Source organism: Kouleothrix sp. 19917 (genome assembly GCF_057073505.1).
On sequence record NZ_CP097099.1, the window covers coordinates 5,200,400 to 5,219,588 of the forward strand.

A 19,189-nucleotide genomic window follows, 5' to 3' on the forward strand; every position below is an offset into this window, starting at 1 on the left:
TTGCCAACATATATGGCCAGCCCTAGCTATAAGTAGCTATGACTGGCCACGATTGCTTGGTGGGTACTACGCCAATCTATTGTGCTACGATTGCGCCTTCATTATATAGGCGCTGCGTGCATAAAATCTTGCAGCATGGTAGCAGTTATTTGCCGAACGTTTGATATGAGCCGCGCTAGTAGGCGCGCGCGAACAGAACCTGCTGCGTGGCGGGCTTGCCGGTGTACACGCAAGTGCCGCCGCTGCCGGGCTGATCGAGCGGGATGCAGCGAATGGTGGCGCGAATTTCGTCCTGGATGCGCTGCTCGTCTTCGGTGGTGCCGGCCCAGTAGGCGCGCGCGAAGCCCTTTTCGATCTGGGCTTTTAGCTCGTCGTAGTTGCTGACGTCGGCGGTGCGCTCTTCGCGGAAGCGCAGCGCGCGATCGTAAAGGGCGGTTTGAATCTCGGCCAGCAGTGCTTCGAGGTGCTCGGTCAGGCCGGCCTGCGGCACAAACGACTTGCCGGCGCGGCCAGGCGCATCGCGCCGCGCAACCGCCACGCTGCCCTTCTCAACGTCTTTCGGGCCAACTTCGACGCGCACCGGCACGCCTTTCATCTCCCACTCGTTGTACTTAAAGCCGGGTGTCAGGTTGTCGCGGTCGTCGATTTTGAAGCGCAGCCGGCCCTTCCACGAGGCCGTGATTGTATCGACAGCGCCCATCACTGCGCTGCGCTCGGCGTCGTTCTTGTAGATCGGCACCAGCACGACCTGAATGGGCGCGAGGCGCGGCGGCACAATCAGCCCTTCGTCGTCGGAATGGCTCATGATCAGCGCGCCGATCAGGCGCGTGCTCACGCCCCAACTGGTCGTCCAGGCCGTCTGCACCGTGTTATTGTGGTCGGTGTAGGTGATGTTGAAGGCGCGCGCGAAGTTCTGGCCGAGGTTGTGCGAAGTGCCGGCCTGCAAGGCACGGCCATCCTGCATCATCGCCTCGATGCAGTACGAGCGCAGCGCGCCGGGGAACTTTTCTTTCTCGGTCTTCAGGCCCTTGATCACCGGCACGGCCATTTCTTTTTCCACGAAATCGGCATAAACGTCGTGCAGGATCATAAGCGTTTCGCGCTCGGCGTCGGCTTCGTCGACGTGGACAGTATGCCCTTCCTGCCAGAGAAACTCGGCGGTGCGCAGGAACGGGCGCGTACGCATTTCGGCGCGCATCACGTTGGCCCACTGGTTGATCAGCAGCGGCAGGTCGCGGTAGCTGCGGATCCATTTCGCATAAAAGTAGCCGATAATCGTTTCGGAGGTTGGGCGCACCACCAGCGGCTCAGCCAGCTTGTCGGTGCCGATCTGCGTGACTTCGAACAGCTCGGGCGCGAAGCCTTCAACATGCTCGGCTTCTTTCATGATGAAGCTTTTGGGAATGAGCAGCGGGAAGTAGGCATTGACGTGGCCGGTCGCTTTGATGCGGTCGTCCAGGCCGCGCTGGATCGCTTCCCAGAGCGCATAGCCGGTTGGCTTGAACACTATGCAGCCGCGCACAACCTCGGCGTAGTCGGCCAGGTCGGCGTTGCGCACAATATCCAGGTACCACTGCGAGTAATCTTGCGCGCGAGGCGTTATTCCTTCTTTGGGCATGGGTTCCTCTCATATATTAAGGGATGCTTTTGTTTGACGTCGTTATGCGCGTTGGGCGTAGGGCTTGGCCGCCGCGACTTCGATCCGCGCCAGTTCGAGCCGGAAGGCCCACTGCGCCGGGTCGGCGTCGAGCTGGTCGAGCCATTGTTCGCGCCCGCCAGCCGCCGCAATTTCTTCAGGGAAGCGGTCAGCAGTTTCGAATTCCAGCCCCTCGGTTTCGCAATAGTTGACCGATAGCTCGCCGCCTTTGAGCAGAAACAAGGGCCATGCCATATCGGTGCCGATGCTTGCCTCGGGGCAGCCGGCCAGAATGGCCTCGGCCGCCCGGCGCGAGATACCGCGCGCCGCTGCCGTAATGTCCCACGTTTCGCCACTGCAGCGCGCAAATACGTTGTTGATAATCAGCTCGGTGTGGCACTGCACGGCCGGGTGCGACGCGAAGGCGCGCGCGCTGCGGCCCAGCACCGTGAAGTCGTGCGCGGCGAGGTCGGACACGACAGCGCGCAGTTCATCGGCGTGATATTCGGCCCAGTGCAGGGCGCGATCAAAATCGCAAAAAAATATGGTGTCGGCGGGCAGCTGCAAGCCCAGGTGAACAACTTCGCGGCGCGCCCCGCCAAGCTCGGCCAGACCATTGAAGCGGGCAGTTTCTTCTTGCTGCACGGTTGCGCCCGCTGCGCGCAGCATGTCGAGCGCGGCGGGCGGGCTGGCGTGTGCCGCCTGAATCGCCAGATCATCGAATATATCGGTCAGCACGGGCAGCATTCGCCCGATCTGGTCGTTCATGCGCCCGTCGGGGTCGTAGTGCGTGGCGGCAAGCGTGCAGGGCAAGCTTGGGCTCCTTTTAGCGCTCGCGCAGCGCGGCGCGCATAAGCTCGACGGTTTCGGCGACGGGGCGCTGTGGCGTGAAAATGGCCGAACCAGCGACAATATTGTTTGCGCCAGCGGCAGCGATTTCGGCCACATTGCGCGCACTTATGCCGCCATCGACCTGAATGTGCATGTCGGGGTAGCCGCGCGCGTCGAGCAGCTGGCGCAGGCGGGCAATCTTGCCGGTGCTGGTGGGAATGTATTCCTGGCCGCCAAAGCCCGGGTTGACGCTCATAATCAGCACGAGGTCGATATACGGCAGAATTTCGTCGAGCGCGCCCAGTGGCGTGGCCGGGTTCAGCGCGACGCCCGCCGTCAGGCCAAGCTGCTTGATCTGCTGCACGGTGCGGTGCAGGTGCGGCGTCGACTCGGCGTGCACGGTGATATTGTTTGCGCCAGCCTTGGCGAAATCGGCTACGTAGCGCTCGGGCTGGGTAATCATCAGGTGGCAGTCGAGCGTGATGCTCACTGCCTTGCGCAACGACGCCACGACCGGCAGGCCAACGCTGATATTTGGCACAAACATGCCGTCCATCACGTCGATCTGCAACCAGTCGGCGCCGGCTGCCACGGCGGCACTTGCGTCGCGGCCCAGGTTGGCGAAATCGGCCGACAAGATCGACGGCGCGAGTAGTACGTCGCGATTGTTGATCGTACCGATTGGCATCACATTCCTCGCTCGCTACACCCTTCTGGCCGCCAATTATAGCATAGCGGGAAGCTGGCGGTAGTACAGCACGGTGGCATCCAGCCCGCCGTCGCCGTTGCGCGCATAGGCCGGGATGACGCCGGCCATGGTGTAGCCGCATTTCTGGTACAGCTGCTCGGAAGGGTCGCCCTGGCGCGTGTCGAGCACCAGCAGCGTGCGGCCGTGCTGCTGCGCCAGCGCGTCGAGCGCGTGCATCAGCGCGAAGGCCAGGCCCTGCCGGCGCGCGGCGGTGTGCACCATCACCTTCTGCACCTCGGCGCGGTGACGGGCGTTGGCCTTGCTTGCCAGCGCAAGCTGCGCGCTGCCCACCAGCCTGCCGGCGTCGTTGCGCGCCACCAGCAGGAATTTCTCGCCCGCGCGCACCTCGGCGGCAACACCCGCCCAGTACGCAGTCGCTTCTTCCGCGCTCAGCGGCGGCAAGAAGCCAATCGACGCGCCGTTGTCGACGCTATCAACCAGCAGTGCGTTCAGCTCCTCGATTCCGGCCAGCGCCTGCTCGGGCGACCATTGTTCGATCTTCACGCGCAACCCCTCCAACTAGGCCAGCTCGGCCAGCGCCGCCCGCGTGGCCTCAAGCGTTTCTTCAATATCGCTCGCGTCGATGCCGTAGTGCGTCACCGCGCGAATCGCGCCGCGCCCGACTTCGCCCACCAGCACGCCGCGCGCGCCCAGCGCCTGCACCAGCGCGGCAGGGCTGCCCGCGCGCAGCTGGAAGATCACAATGTCGCTCTGCACGGTCGCGAGGTCGAGCGCGACCTGCGGGAAGCTGGCCAGACCCTCGGCCAGCATGCGGGCGTTGGCGTGGTCTTCGGCCATGCGCTCGACCATTTCTTCGAGCGCGACAATGCCCGCCGCCGCAAGAATGCCGGCCTGGCGCATGCCGCCGCCGACCAGCTTGCGAATGCGCCGCGCCCGCGCCACAAACGCCGCATCGCCCGCCACAATCGAGCCAACCGGCGCGGCCAGCCCTTTGGAAAGGCAGAACTGCACGCTATCGACGTGTTGCGTGATGCTGGCGGCATCGGTGCGCTGGGCCACCGCCGCATTGAACAGGCGCGCGCCGTCGAGATGCACGGCCAGCCCGCGATCGCGCGCAAAGACCTGCACGTCGCGCATATAGTCGGGCGCGAGCGCCACGCCGCCGCAGCGGTTGTGGGTGTTTTCCAGGCAGACCAGCCGCGTGATCGCCTCGTGCGAATCGCCGGGATCGCGCATGGCGGCGGCCAGTTCGGCAAGCGGCAGCTCGCCATTGGGCAGCGTCGGCACAACATGAAAGGCGACGCCGCCGAGCACAGCAGCGCCGCCGGCCTCGTAGTTGTAAATGTGCGACTGATCGCCCACGATCACTTCTTCGCCGCGTGCGCAGTGGGCCAGCAGCGCGCACAGGTTGCCCATGGTGCCGCTCACCACCAGCAGCGCGGCTTCTTTGCCCACGCGCTCGGCCGCCAGCGCCTCCAGCCGGTTGACCGTCGGGTCTTCGCCATAGACATCATCGCCCACCGGCGCTTCGGCCATTGCGCGGCGCATGGCCGGCGAGGGCAGGGTGACGGTGTCGCTGCGCAAGTCAATCGTTCGCATCGGAGCCTCCTTCGGAGCGTGTTGCAAGGCGCGGCCGGCGTTGCGTATCGTGCATCAGACCGCCACCGGGGTCGCGCCGGCCCATTGTATAATATTTCTAAATTCTCGCGAAAAGGAACACGCCATGCCTGCGACAATTCTCGATGGCCGCGCGCTAGCCAGGACGCTGCGCGAAGAGCTGCGCTCAGGGGTTCAAACGTTTATTGCTTCGCGCGGCACGCCGCCCGCGCTGGCGGTGGTGCAGGTGGCGGGCGACGCCGCTTCCGACAGCTATGTGCGCAGCATTGGCAAGGCCTGCGACGGCATAGGCATTCGCTTTCTTCACCAGCTGCTGCCCGCCGACACCAGCCAGGAAACGCTCGACAATGCGCTGCAAGCGCTCAGCGCCGACACGAGCGTGCATGGCATTCTGCTGCAACTGCCGCTGCCCAAGCGCCTCGACGCGAACCAGGCGGTGGCGCAGATCGACCCGCGCAAGGATGTGGATGGCGTGACGCCAACCAGCGCCGGGCTGCTGGCGCAGGGGCTGCCCAGCCTGCTGCCGAACACGCCAGCGGGCGGCATGGAAATGCTTCATCGCGCCAACCTTCCGCTGGCGGGCAAGCGCGCCGTGGTGGTTGGGCGCAGCAACATTGTGGGCAAGCCCATGGCGCTGCTGCTGCTGCACGAGCACGCCACCGTCACCATCGCGCATTCGCGCACGCCCGACCTGGCGGCAACGCTGCGCGAGGCCGACATTGTGGTGGCGGCGGTTGGTCGCGCAGGGCTGATCACCGGCGAGATGCTGAAGCCGGGCGCGGTGGTGATCGATTTTGGCATCAATGTGCGCGACGATGGCACCATGGTGGGGGATGTCGATTTCGCCAGCGCGGAAGCCGTGGCGGGGGCGATCACGCCAGTGCCGGGCGGCACCGGGCCAGTGACGAATATGATGCTGCTGCGGAATGTGCTTACGGCTGCGGATCGCGGCGCATGACCGCCAGCGCATAGCGTTCGCTGCGGGTCAGGCGGCCCAGCACCGCGCCCATCAGCGCGAAGGGACGAAAATAGCCAGGCATCTGCGCGCCGCTTATTTTGTGAAAGCCAAAACGCTCGTAGAACACGCGCGTTGGCCGGGCGCACATCAGGTGGATGGGGCCGGTTTCACGCGAAAGCAGCGCCCGCACGATTGCGGCGCCAACGCCATTGCCCTGCCACTCAGGCACGACGGCGATCGAGGCCAGCTCGCGCATGCCGCCACGGTGCGGCTTGACCTGGCCGATGCCAATCAGGCCGCCGCTTTCTTCCACCACCACAAAGCGCTGCCAGTCCAGCCCGAGCGGGTTGAGCATGGATGCGCGGATGATCATGCGAATGGCGTCCTGGTCGTCGGCGACGGCCGGGCGCATTGTTACCGCCATAGTTCGTGTTCTTTCGTTATGTACGGGGTTTACGCAGCCACCCGCGTGATATGGCCGTTAGCCTGCGGCAGCAAGGTAGCAACGATTCTTTTTGTATGCACTTTTTCGCGCTGCGCGCGAAAAAGTGCATACAAAATCAAGAACCGCTCTGCTGAATGCTAAAACGCTGACTGCATACGTCCTGTCATATGCGGGCACATTATAAACGCAACGACACGAAGGCCGTCGATCAGCTGATCGTGCAAACCTTCGTGCCGCTGCGGTGTATCTCATTCGTCTATGCCGAATGCAGGCGCAGAGAAGTTTCAGACGATGGGTTTCCGAAGCCTAAACCCCCATCTCCCATTCTCCACCTCCCGCGTCAACGGCGCACTAGTGGCCGAAGCGCTTGGCAACCTCTTCCCAGTTGACCGTGTTCCACCACGCCTCAAGGTACTTGGCGCGCAGGTTCTGGTACTTCAGGTAGTAGGCGTGCTCCCACACATCGACGCCCAGCAGCGGCGTGTGGCCGTCCATCAGCGGGCTGTCCTGGTTGGCGGTGCTGATCACCTGCAGCTTGCCGTCGCTGCCCATCACCAGCCACGACCAGCCGCTGCCGAAGCGCTTCACGCCAGCGTCGTTGACCTTGGCCTTGAAGTCGGCAAAGCTGCCAAACGCCTGGCTGATCGCGTCGCCCAGCGCGCCACTCGGCTCGCCGCCACCGTTCGGCCCCATGATCTCCCAGAACATGGTGTGGTTGACGTGGCCGCCGACGTTGTTGCGCACTGCCGTGCGGATCGACTCGGGCACATCGTTGATGTTCTTCAGCAGGTCTTCGGCGCTGTAGCTCGCCAGGTCGGGCGCGCTCTCAAGCGCAGTGTTGGCGTTGGTGACATACGCAGCGTGGTGCTTGTCGTGGTGAATCTGCATTGTCTGGGTATCGATGTGCGGCTCAAGTGCGCTGTAGTCGTACGGCAATGGCGGTAATGTAAAGGCCATGAAATCCTCCTTATTGTGTTCGACTAGGTGCGGGCGCTCCGCACGTGAATCGCATAAACCGGGCCACGGTTCGTGGCGAAAGAACGCGCCGCCAGCGCAAACCGGCGGCACGCAGATAAATTCGGTGAGTTGCTGCGCTGGGTTATGAATGTGCGGGAGCGTTATTCGGCGGCGATGCGGTAGCGGCAGCAGTTTGCGCCCTGCGCAATCACGTCCTCGCGGGTGACAGGCGCGTGGAGCACGTCTTCATAGAGCTTCAGCTCGTGCGCGCAGGCCTGCGGGTAATCGCGGGCCACGCAATCGACCGGGCAGTTGTGCTCGGTCAGCTCGAAGCTGCCATCGGCAAGCTGGCGGAATTCACACATATAGCCCTGTTCGGTCAGCGCCGCCGCCAGCTCGGCAACCTGCGCCGCCCGTGGCTTGCCAGCCAGGCGCGGGGCCAGTTGCTCGAATAGCTGCAAGCGGCGTGCCGCAAACAGTTGGTCGAGCGCGGGCGCGCCACCCTGCTGTTCGACAAAGGCCAGCGCGTCAAGCAGCAGCCGGTCGTAGCGCTTGGGGAACAGCGTTTCGGCCTCCGTGGTGAGCGCGTACAGGTGGCTGGGCCGGCCGACGCCGCGCCGCACGCCAGCCGTGTGCACCAGGCCGTCGCGATCGAGCAGCGCCAGATGCTGGCGCACGCCAACCGCGCCGATGTTCAGCGCCTCGCTCAGCTCGGCAGCCGTCATCTGGCCGTTGCGGCGCAGCAGCTGCAAAATCTCCGCGCGAGTTTCGCCTTGTTCCCAGTGCTCCAGGGCCATGCGCAATTCCACCGATACTAATGCGACATTCCGTGTGAATGGCATGAGTATAGCACCCGCGTTTTGACTTTGTCAAGCAAATACTATCGAAACTGGCCTTTTGTCCAGCCCCAGCGCGAGATGTCAGTGCCGCGTGGCGCCCATGCCAATGTTGGAACAGGAGCGCGATCAATCCACAGATTACGCAGATTACACAGATAGTACCAAGTTCGGGCCAACACTTGCACTTTGTCATTCTGAGCGAAGCGCGAGCGTAGTGAAGAATCTCCTATTCATAGCCTAAAGAGATGCTTCGCTTCGCTCAGCATGACAATTCAGAAGGCATTATCGGTATTCGGTATGAGAGGTCTATCATCTGCGTAATCTGCGCAATCTGCGGATAAATTTTGCGACTTTGGCATGGCCCTGATTGGCACGGCTTGTCACTTGACAGTGTTTGGCGATAACCGTAGACTTGCGCCTACGCAGAAGCCTTTTCAGCAGCGGATGGGCATGGGCACACTTTTTCTCGTGAGCACGCCAATCGGCAATGCCGAGGATATTACCCTGCGCGCCCTGCGGGTGCTGCGCGAGGCCAGCCTGATCGCCGCCGAAGATGTGCGGCAAATCCAGCGCTTGCTGGCACGCCACCAGATCGACGTTCCCTGCATTTCGTACCACGAGCACAACAAGCTCGCGAAAGTCGACGAACTGCTGACGGCGCTGGCGAATGGCGACGTGGCGCTGGTGGCCGACTCGGGCACGCCGGGCATGTCGGCCCCCGGCTTCGAGCTGGTAAGCGCGTGCATCACCGCCGGCTTCCAGGTTACGCCCATCCCCGGCCCAAGCGCGCCAGTCGCGGCGCTGGTGTCGTCGGGCCTGCCAACCGACCAGTTCAGCTACCTGGGCGCACTGCCGCGCCGGGGCGCTGAGCGCCGCGCCCTGCTGAACAGCCTGGCCGACGCGCCCCAGACACTGGTGTGCTTTGAAGCGCCCCATCGCGTCGTCGATACCCTGGCCGACATGCTGAGCATTTTGGGCGACCGGCGCATGGCCGTGGCGCGCGAGCTGACGCGCCCGCAGGAAGAATTTCGCCGCCAGCGCATCAGCCAGGTGCTGGCCTACTACAGCCGCCACCGGCCGCGCGGCGACTTCACGCTGGTGGTGGAAGGGCGGCGCTGGGCCACGGCCCGCAAGGCGCAGCTTGCTGACGAACCGGGCGAAAGCGAGCTGCGCATCGCGCCCGAAGAACAACTGCCCAGCGAGGCCGAAGTGGCCGCGCGCCTGCGCGAGCTGCGCGACCTGGGCAAGAGCGGCAGCGCGGCGGCGCGGCAGGTTGCGCGCGAGTTGAAGATCAACAAAAGCCTGGTCTACCAGATCTGGGTTGGGCTTGACGAGAACGAGGGCGCGTGAACCTGCACAACAAAGCGATTGTGATCACCGGCGCGTCGAGTGGCTTTGGCGAGCAGATTGCGCGGCGTTGCGCGGCAGGGGGGGCGCGCGTGGTGCTGGCGGCGCGCTCGGCTGAGCGGCTGGCGGCGCTGGCGAACGAGCTGGATGCGAGCGGCGAGCGCGCGCTGGCCGTGCCAACCGATGTGGCACGCGAAGCCGCGCTGGCAGAACTGGCCGCCACCACGCGCGCGCGCTTCGGGCACGCCGATGTGCTGGTGGTCAACGCGGGCTTTGGCGTGCTTGACCGGCTGGCCGACGCGCCGCTGGCCGATTTGCAGGAAATGATCGACGTGAATGTGTACGGCGCGGTACGCAGCATCCAGGCCTTTCTGCCCGACATGCTGGCGCGGCGCGGCGGCCAGATTGTGATTATGGCCTCGCTGGCCGGGCTGGTGGCGACCCAGAACATGGGCTTCTACAACACCAGCAAGCACGCGCTGGTTGGGCTGGCGCGCACGCTCATGGTCGAGCTAGCCGGAACGGGCGTGCGCTGCGCGCTGGTTTGCCCGGGCGTCGCCAGCACCGGCTTCCAGCAGCGCGCCGACGCGGCCAAGTACCCGCGCATCACGCGCCTGACCAGCTGCACCAGCGCGCAGGTGGCCGACGCCACGGTGCGCGCCATTGCGCGGCGCACCCACGGCGAGGTGTACGTGCCCTGGTACGGGCGCGCGCTTTCGATTATTGCGCAGCCCATTCCCGGCCTGACGCGCCTGGTGCTGCGGCTGGTTGGGTAAGAAACGGTAAAAATGGGACCTGCGCCGGGAAGAAAATAGTACTACGGTCATCCACAGGCGTCTAGCCGCACACGGCGCGCTATGCTACTATACGCCCGCAACGCGGTTGCCTGTGGTCATGAAACAACAGCCGGCCTCGCCGGCAAGAAGGAGCCCAGGAATGACCCAGGAACGAATTGCGGAGCGCGTCGCGCTGGTGCCGCCGTCGGGGATCCGGCGGTTTTTCGATATCGCCGCGCAAATGCCCGATGTCATTTCGCTTGGCATTGGCGAGCCCGATTTTGTCACACCCGACCAGATTCGCAACGCCGGCATCCAATCGTTGCAGCAAGGCTACACCGCCTACACCTCGAACTCGGGCCTGCTCGAACTGCGCGTGGCGCTGTCTGAGCATATGAAACAGCTCTACGGCATTGAGTACGACCCCGAAACCGAGCTGCTGATCACCGTAGGCGTGAGCGAGGCGCTGCAAAACGCGATGCTCGCCACCATCAATCCCGGCGACGAGGTGATCATCCCCGAGCCGAGCTTTGTGGCCTACCCGGCCAGCGTGGTCTTTGCCGGTGGCGTGCCAGTGCCGGTGAGCACATCGGTGGAAAACTCGTTTCAGGTGACGGGCGACGCCATCGAGGAAGCGATCACGCCGCGCACGCGCGCCATTCTGATCGGCTACCCGAATAACCCGACCGGCGCGGTGATGCCACGCGAGCGCCTGCTGGAGATCGCCGCGATTGCCGAGAAGTACGACCTGCTGGTGTTCTCCGATGAGATTTACGACCGGCTGGTGTATGGCGTCGAGCATACATGCTTCGCATCGCTGCCGGGCATGCGCAACCGCACCGTGCTGCTGGGCGGCTTTTCGAAGGCCTATGCCATGACGGGCTGGCGGCTGGGCTGGCTGGCCGGGCCAGTGGATGTGACCGCAGCGACGCGCAAAATCCACCAGTACGCGATTATGTCCGCCCCGACGGTGGCGCAATATGCCGGCCTTGAGGCGCTGCGCAGCGGCGAAAAGGATGTGCGCCAGATGGTGGCCGAGTACGACCGTCGGCGGCGCGTGATCGTCGACGGCCTGAACCAGATCGGCCTGCCGACCTTCGAGGCGCAGGGCGCGTTCTATGTCTTCCCGCAGGTGAGCCACCTGGGCCTCTCCAGCGAGCAATTTGCCGAGCAACTGCTCCACGACCAGCAGGTGGCTGTGATCCCGGGCGACGCGTTTGGGCCGAGCGGCGCGGGCTTTGTGCGCGCCTGCTACGCCTCGTCGCTCGACAAGATCGAGGCCGCGCTTGACCGGATCGAGCGCTTTGTGAAGCCATATCTCTAGGCTTCAAAACAGCAACCTAGCTTCAACACACACGAGGAGGATTCGCACCATGGCTATCGACTACGCCAACAAGCTCTCGCTGAACCAGCCCGCCAACGACGCCGAGCCGCTGCGCTGCGCCCTCACCGGCGTGCCCATCAGCGCCGAAACTGCCTACTGGGCGCCGCCACTGGTGACGGCTGGCGAGCTGGTGCGGGCAATTACCAGCGGGCTGCTGCATTCGCCCGGCACGCTCAGCCGCATTTTGTTCGACGAACAGCCCACGGTTCCCTACGACCCGGCCGTTCGTGAGCAACTGGCCGCGCGGCGCAGCGCCGAGCAGCTCAAGCTACTGGTGGGCTTGCTGGTTCTGGTGGCGCTTGTTGTTGTGCCGATAGTTTTACTGGCATTACGGTGATATATGGTTCTTTCGGTGATCATGCCGTGCTACAACGAAGCGGCAACTATTTCGTCGATTTTGCAAAAAGTCCGCGCGATCAAGATGGATATGCAGATCATCGCGGTGGACGACAATTCTTCCGATAATACCTTTGCGATCCTGCAGCGCGAGGCCGCCAGCGACCCGAATATGATCGTCGTGCGCCACCCAACCAATCGCGGCAAGGGCGCGGCGGTGCGCAGTGGGCTGGCACGCGCCACCGGCGAGATCGTGATCATTCAGGATGCCGACCTGGAGTACGACCCTGAGGATTACTACGAGCTGGTGCGGCCGATTGCCGAGGGCCGCGTGAATGTGGTGTTTGGCTCGCGCTTTTCGGGGCGGCATACGGGTATGTACTTCTGGAATGCGCTGGGGAATAAAGGGCTGACTTTCCTGACGAATTTCCTGTTCAACTGCTGGATTTCGGACATGGAAACGTGCTACAAGGTGATGCGCACCGAGATCATGCGCGACCTGGCCCTGAAGAGCAACGACTTTCGGCTGGAGCCGGAGATTGCCGCCAAGGTGCTGAAGCGCGGCCATCGGGTCTACGAGGTGCCGGTGAGCTACCTGGGCCGCACCTACGAAGAAGGCAAGAAGATGAAGCCGAGCCAGGGTTTTTATGCCATTCTCGCGCTGCTGAAGTATCGCTTTCTAGATTAGCGCGCGTTTTCGGCCTGCGCACATTCGTGGCAGCGAAAAGGGTTCGGGGCGTCGAATGCGCCCCGAACCCTTTTCGCTGCCCGCGCTACTCGTGCATGTTGCGGATGTACAGATACAGCGCCGTCAGCTCGTCATCGTCCATCTGGCCGATCATCTTCCAGGGCATCGGCGGCTGGATTGGGTGGCCGCCCGGATCGACGCCGGTGCGCATGGTCTGGATGAACTGCTCGGCGGTCCAGTTCTTCAGGAAGGCGCGGACGCTTGGCGCAGCCGGTCCCAGGCCGCCGGGCGAGCCGTTGAGGTCCGGGCCGTGGCACGATTGGCAGTCCTGGTAGCTCAGAATGTACCCGCCATACTCCACAGTCGGTGCCTTGGCCGGCGCGACCACTGGCTCCACCACCGGCTTCTCGCCCACTGGGGCCAGGCCCGCGCCCACAAACATTGCCAGCACCGGCGAGACGTAGATGGGCTGGGTTTCGTTTGCGACGGTGGGCTGGCTGCGCAGGAACACCACCAGCGACGCAATATCTTCATCACTCAGGTTGCGCAGCACCTCGGTGGGCATCAGCAGCACGCGCCCGTTCTGATGCAGCCCATTGCGGATGGCCTGAACGATCTCCTCGTCGCTCCAATCCTTGAGCGGGCCGCCCGGCGTCAGGTTTGGCGGCGTCAGGCTGCCGATTGGCAAGGGCGAGTCGACGCTCAGGTCGATGCCGCCGCTGAGCGGCAGTTCGCCGCCCGTGGTGTGGCAGGCAACGCAGGTGCTGCGCGCCAGGTGCTCGCCACGCGCAAGCCGTGCCGGCGAGGCGCTGGTGTCGAGCTGAATGGCCGGCGCGCTGCGGGGCCGGTAGAGCGAGTAGTAGCCGTAGGAAATCAGCCCGGTGATGAGAACGAGCAGCAGCGCCGGCAGCGCGGCCACAACCGCGAGCGACCAGCGGGCGAACGGATTGCGCAGCCGCAAGGCACGCCGCGCCAGCCAGACAAACAAGCCAGCGACGGCCAGCAGCCCGAGGCAGATCAGAATATTTATAAACATCGCTCCCTCACATCGATAGGTGTTGCTATCGGTAGCATAGTGGGAGCGGGCTGGATGTGGAATAGCTCGGGCGAACTATTTGCCGACCTATTGCGGCTGGCGTGGCTGCACACCCAGGATGCGGCCCTGTAAAGCGGCCTGCGTGCGTGTTGCCACGCCCAGTTTCTGCAAAATATTGGCGACATGGTTTTTCGCCGTGTGCAGGCTGATCACCAGCGTGTCGGCAACGCGCTGATTGCTCGCACCAGCGACGAGCAGGCGCAGCACATCGACTTCGCGCGGGCTGAGCGTTTCGCCCGTTTCGGGGATGAACAAGCCGCCAGGAGCCACAGCCTGTGCGCTGGGAATGGCAGCGGCGGGCGGGGCGTCGAACTGCCGTTCCAGGGTATCCATGAAGGCTTGCTGCGCGGCTGGATCGAGCGGGCCAAGGCGCGGCGCGGGCTGTGGGCGCGGCACAAGTTCGTCAATCAGCTGCCCTGTGCCCGGCTCGCCAGCAACGCCCACAAGCTGGCCGAGAATCGCCTGAGCGTCATTCACGCGGCCTTCGGCGCGCAGCACCAGCGCCACCGCATACGCTGCGTCGAGCAGCAAGAGCGCCTCGCCCGAATTCACAAGCTGGATCAGCTCCTTGCAGCCGCGCCGCGCATTCGGCAGGTCGCCGCGCCGCACCTCCACCCACGCCAGCGGCGCGCGGCTGCGGCCATACAGCCAGCGTTCCCCAGCGGCGCGCATGCCTTCGGAGCTTTCGCTCAGCAGGTAGCGCGCCTCGTTCAAATCGCCCTGTTCATACGCCACCATGCCAAGCTCGCGCAGCGCCCATGCGACAATCATGGGATCGAGCCCTTCGATACCGAGGTGCAGCGCTTCGCGGGCATAGCGCTCGGCTTCGCTGTGTCGCCCGAGCAGGCGCACAATTTCGCTCAGTGCCGTAAGCGACGAGGTAATGCCGCGATTGAGTTTGAGCTGCCGCCAGCGGGCCAGGCAGGCCAGCACTTCGGTTTCGGCAGCCGCATACTGGCCCAGGAAGGTTTCGGCCACACTCTTCATAAGCGTGGCCCACAGCTCGATAAACACGTCGCCGGAGGCGATTGCAACGCGCTCGGCACGCGCCCATTGCGCGCGCGCGGCAACGATGTTTCCGGCAAAGAAATCGAACCAGGCCAGGTTGTGCAGCAAATCGCCCAGGCCAATCGCGCTTTCGTCGTCCTGCATCAGCGCCATGCCCTGCTGCACGCGCGCGGCACCTTCTTCTTTTCGGCTGGCGCGAAACAGCAGGTAGCCAAGCCAGCCAAGGATGCGGCCACGCGCGCCGGCCGCCGCAGCATCTGTGCTCAGCGCTTCAGCGGCGCGTTCGAGCAGCACAATGCCTTCCTGGCCTACACCCTGCGCGTCAAATAAGGTCATCAGCCCACGGGCCATGGATTGAAGCGTGGCGACGTTGCGGGTAGCGACGGCGTGCGACCACGCGGCGTGCAGATTATCAATATCGGTCTGCACTCGCCGCCAGGGTGCCGTGCTCGTGTCGGCATTCGGCAGAAATGCGCTTTGCAGATAGTTGGCATAAAACGCCATATGCCGCTGTTCGGTCGCGTTTTGGTCGATTGGGTCGCGGGCGAGCTTTTCGGCGGCAAACTGCCGAACCAACTCATGAAGCGTGTAGCGCGTTGCGCCGCCAGATTCTTCGCGCCGCAGCAGCGATTTGTCGAGCAGTTCCGTCAGCGTCACCAGGCTCGTTTGCGCCACGTGCGTAACCGCCTGCCGGTCGCCGCCGCCACGAAACACCGACATCCGGGCGAGAGCGTGCTGCTCTTCGGGCGGCAGAAACGCCCACGATTGCTCGAACACGACGCGCATGGAGCGATGGCGCGGGTCGGCATCGCGGTCGGTGCGGCTCAAGAGATCCAGTCCGCGAGTGAGGTCGGCCGCGATCTCGTTGGGCGAAAGCGCGCGGCACCAGCTGGCCGCCAGCTCGATGCCCAGTGGCGAGCCGCCAAGCTGGCGGCAGATATGCGCCACTGCCTGCAGGTTATTGCCGCTCAGCGCTGGCTCGGCCGCAAGCTGGCGCACGCGCTCTGCGAAAAGATGCACCGCATCGGAGCGGTCGATCGCAGCGCGGCTGTCGTTGCGGGGCAGGCTCAAGCCCTTGAGCTCAAACACCCACTCGCTGGTCAGGCGCAGCCGCTCGCGCGATGTTGCCAGCAGGCGCACACTGGGTGCCTCACGCATAATCGCTGCCAGCAGCGGCGCAGAATCCAGCAGGTGCTCCATGTTATCGAGAATCAGCAGCAGCGCGCGGTCGCGCAGCATGAACAGCAGCCCGGCGTCGGGCGCAAGACGGGGCGGGAGCGTTATTCCGAGGGCTTCGGCAACGGCGGGCGCAAGCTGATCGGCCACGCCAACATGCGCGAGCAGCACCATTGCGACGTCGCGGGCTTCGGCTTTCTGCCACTCAAGCGCCGCTTGCAGTGCCAGCCGCGTTTTGCCAATGCCGCCCGGCCCAACGATCGTCAGCAGCCGACACGCCGGGTCGCGCAAACGTGCCATAACGGCAGCAAGCTCGGCGTCGCGGCCAATAAACGCGGTTGGCGGCGCGGCGATCCGGGGGAGTTGCGGCGCGGGCGCAGCGGCAGGAGCCGCCTCGGGCAGGGGCGCGGGCGCAGTGGCAGGCGCATGCTCGGCAAACGAGCGCGCAAGGCGTAAAAACGCCGCGCGTTGTTCGGAAGGCAGCAGAAGAACGTCGGCAAGGCGCTCGGCCATGGCGCGCGAGGGGCGGCGGCGCTCGGCCTCAAAGGCGCGAATTGTTTCGACAGAGCAGCCAACGCGCTCGGCCAGCGCCTCCTGCGTCAGATCCTGCTCGGCGCGGATGTGCCGCATCCAACTGCGAAAATCATGTGCTGCGTACATGGTATCTCTGTTGGTGCTGTAACGGATGGTGTACCGGTTGATGTACAGATAGCTCAGGTACGAGACACGAGGCGCGAGACAAACACGGGCAATCTCACGGTCAATGTCTGCTGGCTCGTGCCTCGTATCTTCCTGCCTCCCTGCCTGCCGAGCTATTTCTGGATCGGCTTGGCGTTCCCGAACACGGGCTTGGGGCCAGCCACAGGCGCGGCCCAGCGCGCGGCATTTGCCAGCACCAGGCGAATTTCGGGGTTGAAGTAGGTTGGGTAGCTTTCGTGGCCGGGGCGGAAGTAGAAGATCTTGCCGCGCCCACGCGTGTAGCAGCAGCCGCTGCGAAACACCTCGCCGCCCTTGAACCAGCTCATAAACACCAGCGTTTCGGGCGCGGGGATGTCGAAGCGCTCGCCATACATTTCTTCTTCTTCCAGCTCGATCGTCTCGCCCAGGCCAGCCGCGATCGGGTGGCCCGGTTCGAGCACCCAGATGCGCTCGTTGTCGTCGGCCTCGCGCCACTTCAGGTCGCAGGTCGTGCCCATCAGCTTCTTGAAGATTTTCGAGAAGTGGCCGGAGTGCAGCACCACCAGGCCCATGCCATCCAGCACGCGCGCATGCACGCGGTTGACGATCGCATCATCCACCGCGCCGTGCGCCATGTGGCCCCACCAGAACAGCACATCCGTCTCGGCCAGCACTGCCTCGGTCAGGCCGTGCTCGGGCTCGTCGAGCGTGGCGGTGCGCACGGAAAAATCACTGTGCGCGCTCAGGCCCTCGGCAATTGCGCCATGGATACCATCGGCGTAGATCGTGCTGGCGGGGTGCGTCGTGTCCTTTTCGTGGCGAAATTCGTTCCAGACCGTAATGCGGGTGGGCGTCGTCATGCAACGTTCCTTTCATAGCAAGCGGGAATTGCGCTGCGCAAGTATATGCGAGCGCCCCGCCCGCGTCAAAACGGCATGGTATGGCTCTACAGCAAGGAGCGCACCCCGGCGTGGATCGCATTGGAATGCAAAAATACAGTAAAAGCTCACACTTCTCCTACGAGGTGGTATACTCGCAGCCATGACGCTTGAGGAAGAGAACGCCCGCCTGCGGGCCGAGAATACCGAACTCCGCGCCTTGGTTGCCCAGTTGCAGGAGCACCTCGCGGTCGCACTTGCGCGGATTGCGGAGTTGGAGCAGCAGCGGCGTGACCCGCCGCCCTTCCTCAAGCCAAACAAGCCCGCCCATACCGAGCCCAAGCCGCCGCGCAAGAAGCGTGACACCCGCCATAACCAGGCCCGGAGGCGCGAGACGCCCACGCATACGGTTGATCACGCGCTTGAGCGCTGCCCCGACTGTGACTACCACCTGCGCGGCGAGAGCATCGACTATACGCGCCAGGTGATCGAGCTCCCTCCCCCGCTGCCGGTCGAGATTATTGCGCATCGGGTGATCAAACGCTGGTGCCCGGTCTGCCGGCGGTGGCACCATCCGCACCTCGACCTCAGCGGCCAGGTGCTGGGGCGGGGCCGTATCGGGGTGCGCCTGGCCAGCTTGATCAGCTTTCTGCGCACCACGATGCGCCTGCCGCTGGCGGCCATTCGGAGCTATCTGCGCAGTGTTCACCAGCTGACCCTCAGTGTCGGCGGCATCCAGGAAGTCCTCCACGACGTGCGCCAGGCGGTGCAGCCAGCGGTGGAGACGCTCAAACAGCAGGCCCGGCGCAGCCGCATCCTGCACGGCGATGAGACCGGATGGCGCGAAAACGGCCAGAACGGCTATGTCTGGAGCTTCAGCACGCCCGGCGACGATGCGGTGCGCTACTACGAGTACGACCGCTCGCGTGCGCAGGCCGTGGTGAAGCGGATCCTAAACGGCCAGTTTACCGGCCATCTGGTGAGTGACTTCTATGTCGGCTATAACGACTACCCTGGCAAACACCAGCGCTGTTGGGTGCATCTGCTGCGCGATCTGCACGCGCTGAAGGAGGCGCATCCCCAGGACGCCGATGTCCAGGGCTGGGCGCAGGAGGTGCGGGCAGCATACGACGCGGCCAAGGCATGGGTTGGTGCTCCTGCCTTGGCGCCGCCGCAGGAGCGCGAGGCGCAGTATGTGACCCTGACCAGCCAGACGCACACGCTGGGGCTGCGCTATGCCCGCGTGAAGGCGCATCCTTGCCAGGCGGTGGCCAAGCGACTGCTGCGCCATGAGGACGAGCTCTTCCAGTTCGTGCTCGTGCCAGGCTTGAGCGCGGACAATAATCTGGCCGAGCGGGCCATTCGCCCAGTGGTGGTGATCCGCAAGGTCAGCGGCGGCTCACGCAGCGCGGCGGGCACGAAGACCCGTATGGCTCTGGCCAGCCTCTTCCACACCTGGCAGGCGCGCGGGCTCAATCCGTTTGAGCAATGCCTCGCCCTCCTCAGCCTGCCAGCCACCCCAGCCGCCTAAAGTCTTTTACCCCGATCGTGAACAGTTACAAAATACAGTCGATTTGCATGTTCGGGGAAAGTATGCTATACTCCCGGGCGTGGTGATGCGGGAGTGGCTCAGTTGGTAGAGCGGCACCTTGCCAAGGTGCAGGTCGCCGGTTCGAACCCGGTCTCCCGCTCCAAACGAACAAGCGCGTGGCGAAAGCCGCGCGCTTGTTTTTTACTGAAACAGGCGTATGCGATACGCCCCGCCGCCGGCAAACCTGCAAGGCGTATGCGATACGCCCCGCCGCCTGCAAAGCGTATGTGATACGCCCC

Annotated in this window: 18 protein-coding genes and 1 tRNA gene; 8 read left to right on the forward strand and 11 right to left on the reverse strand. The window is 64.3% G+C overall.

Annotated features, from left to right (window positions below; genetic code table 11):
* Positions 1–175: 175 nt before the first annotated feature.
* The 5 genes from proS to ltaE are packed head-to-tail and all read right to left on the reverse strand — an operon-like array spanning position 176 to position 4,775.
* Positions 176–1,618 carry a proline--tRNA ligase gene (gene proS, locus M1P90_RS21070; protein ID WP_483697279.1) on the reverse strand — a complete coding sequence of 481 codons (1,443 nt, stop codon included), beginning with the start codon at positions 1,616–1,618 and terminating at the stop codon, positions 176–178.
* Positions 1,619–1,660: 42 nt separating this feature from the next.
* Positions 1,661–2,449: a hypothetical protein gene (locus M1P90_RS21075; protein ID WP_483697280.1), complete on the reverse strand. Its 789-nt coding sequence runs from the start codon at positions 2,447–2,449 to the stop codon at positions 1,661–1,663.
* A gap of 13 nt (positions 2,450–2,462) precedes the next feature.
* Complete coding sequence (gene rpe, locus M1P90_RS21080; RefSeq protein WP_483697281.1) at positions 2,463–3,155, reverse strand: ribulose-phosphate 3-epimerase; 693 nt, start codon at positions 3,153–3,155, stop codon at positions 2,463–2,465.
* A gap of 36 nt (positions 3,156–3,191) precedes the next feature.
* Complete coding sequence (locus M1P90_RS21085) at positions 3,192–3,719, reverse strand: N-acetyltransferase family protein (protein ID WP_483697282.1); 528 nt, start codon at positions 3,717–3,719, stop codon at positions 3,192–3,194.
* A gap of 15 nt (positions 3,720–3,734) precedes the next feature.
* Entirely contained in the window at positions 3,735–4,775 is a 1,041-nt protein-coding gene (gene ltaE, locus M1P90_RS21090) for a low-specificity L-threonine aldolase (RefSeq protein WP_483697283.1), read from the reverse strand.
* Between the two features lie 124 nt (positions 4,776–4,899).
* Between ltaE and M1P90_RS21095 the strand changes: the two genes are divergently transcribed.
* Positions 4,900–5,751, forward strand: coding sequence for a bifunctional 5,10-methylenetetrahydrofolate dehydrogenase/5,10-methenyltetrahydrofolate cyclohydrolase (locus M1P90_RS21095; RefSeq protein ID WP_483697285.1), 852 nt, complete (start codon positions 4,900–4,902; stop codon positions 5,749–5,751).
* On the opposite strand, the gene M1P90_RS21100 is transcribed toward M1P90_RS21095, so the two are convergent.
* From M1P90_RS21100 to M1P90_RS21110, 3 genes are all read right to left on the reverse strand, one after another.
* Positions 5,726–6,175: a GNAT family N-acetyltransferase gene (locus M1P90_RS21100; protein ID WP_483697286.1), complete on the reverse strand. Its 450-nt coding sequence runs from the start codon at positions 6,173–6,175 to the stop codon at positions 5,726–5,728. The genes M1P90_RS21095 and M1P90_RS21100 overlap by 26 nt on opposite strands.
* Before the next feature lie 372 nt (positions 6,176–6,547).
* On the reverse strand, positions 6,548–7,153 hold the full coding sequence (locus M1P90_RS21105; protein WP_483697287.1) for a superoxide dismutase: 606 nt from the start codon (positions 7,151–7,153) through the stop codon (positions 6,548–6,550).
* A gap of 161 nt (positions 7,154–7,314) precedes the next feature.
* Positions 7,315–7,995: a helix-turn-helix transcriptional regulator gene (locus M1P90_RS21110; RefSeq protein ID WP_483697288.1), complete on the reverse strand. Its 681-nt coding sequence runs from the start codon at positions 7,993–7,995 to the stop codon at positions 7,315–7,317.
* A gap of 447 nt (positions 7,996–8,442) precedes the next feature.
* Between M1P90_RS21110 and rsmI the strand changes: the two genes are divergently transcribed.
* The 5 genes from rsmI (at position 8,443) to M1P90_RS21135 (ending at position 12,523) form a co-directional block, all read left to right on the forward strand.
* Complete coding sequence (rsmI, locus tag M1P90_RS21115; RefSeq protein ID WP_483697289.1) at positions 8,443–9,342, forward strand: 16S rRNA (cytidine(1402)-2'-O)-methyltransferase; 900 nt, start codon at positions 8,443–8,445, stop codon at positions 9,340–9,342.
* The gene (locus tag M1P90_RS21120; protein ID WP_483697290.1) at positions 9,339–10,115 is read left to right on the forward strand and encodes an SDR family NAD(P)-dependent oxidoreductase; all 777 of its coding nucleotides are present in this window, start codon (positions 9,339–9,341) and stop codon (positions 10,113–10,115) included. Before rsmI ends, M1P90_RS21120 begins: the two co-directional genes overlap by 4 nt.
* Before the next feature lie 160 nt (positions 10,116–10,275).
* A complete protein-coding gene (locus tag M1P90_RS21125) occupies positions 10,276–11,439 on the forward strand; it encodes an aminotransferase class I/II-fold pyridoxal phosphate-dependent enzyme (protein WP_483697291.1) in 1,164 nt (387 codons plus the stop codon).
* A gap of 49 nt (positions 11,440–11,488) precedes the next feature.
* The gene (locus tag M1P90_RS21130; protein ID WP_483697293.1) at positions 11,489–11,836 is read left to right on the forward strand and encodes a hypothetical protein; all 348 of its coding nucleotides are present in this window, start codon (positions 11,489–11,491) and stop codon (positions 11,834–11,836) included.
* Positions 11,837–11,839: 3 nt separating this feature from the next.
* On the forward strand, positions 11,840–12,523 hold the full coding sequence (locus M1P90_RS21135) for a glycosyltransferase family 2 protein (protein ID WP_483697294.1): 684 nt from the start codon (positions 11,840–11,842) through the stop codon (positions 12,521–12,523).
* An 85-nt stretch (positions 12,524–12,608) separates the two neighbouring features.
* Here the strand turns inward: M1P90_RS21135 and M1P90_RS21140 are convergent, their stop codons facing one another.
* The 3 genes from M1P90_RS21140 to M1P90_RS21150 all read right to left on the reverse strand — a co-directional run bounded on the left by M1P90_RS21140 (position 12,609) and on the right by M1P90_RS21150 (position 17,341).
* The gene (locus M1P90_RS21140) at positions 12,609–13,559 is read right to left on the reverse strand and encodes a c-type cytochrome (RefSeq protein ID WP_483697295.1); all 951 of its coding nucleotides are present in this window, start codon (positions 13,557–13,559) and stop codon (positions 12,609–12,611) included.
* An 87-nt stretch (positions 13,560–13,646) separates the two neighbouring features.
* Positions 13,647–16,463: a LuxR C-terminal-related transcriptional regulator gene (locus tag M1P90_RS21145; protein WP_483697296.1), complete on the reverse strand. Its 2,817-nt coding sequence runs from the start codon at positions 16,461–16,463 to the stop codon at positions 13,647–13,649.
* A 152-nt stretch (positions 16,464–16,615) separates the two neighbouring features.
* Positions 16,616–17,341, reverse strand: a complete 726-nt coding sequence (locus M1P90_RS21150; protein WP_483697297.1) for a ThuA domain-containing protein — start codon at positions 17,339–17,341, stop codon at positions 16,616–16,618.
* Between the two features lie 181 nt (positions 17,342–17,522).
* Here M1P90_RS21150 and tnpC point away from each other — a divergent pair, with 181 nt between their 5' ends.
* Together tnpC and M1P90_RS21160 are read left to right on the forward strand one after the other, a co-directional pair.
* On the forward strand, positions 17,523–18,890 hold the full coding sequence (tnpC, locus tag M1P90_RS21155) for an IS66 family transposase (protein WP_483697298.1): 1,368 nt from the start codon (positions 17,523–17,525) through the stop codon (positions 18,888–18,890).
* A gap of 87 nt (positions 18,891–18,977) precedes the next feature.
* A tRNA-Gly gene (locus M1P90_RS21160) sits at positions 18,978–19,053 on the forward strand.
* The last annotated feature ends 136 nt before the right edge of the window (positions 19,054–19,189 follow it).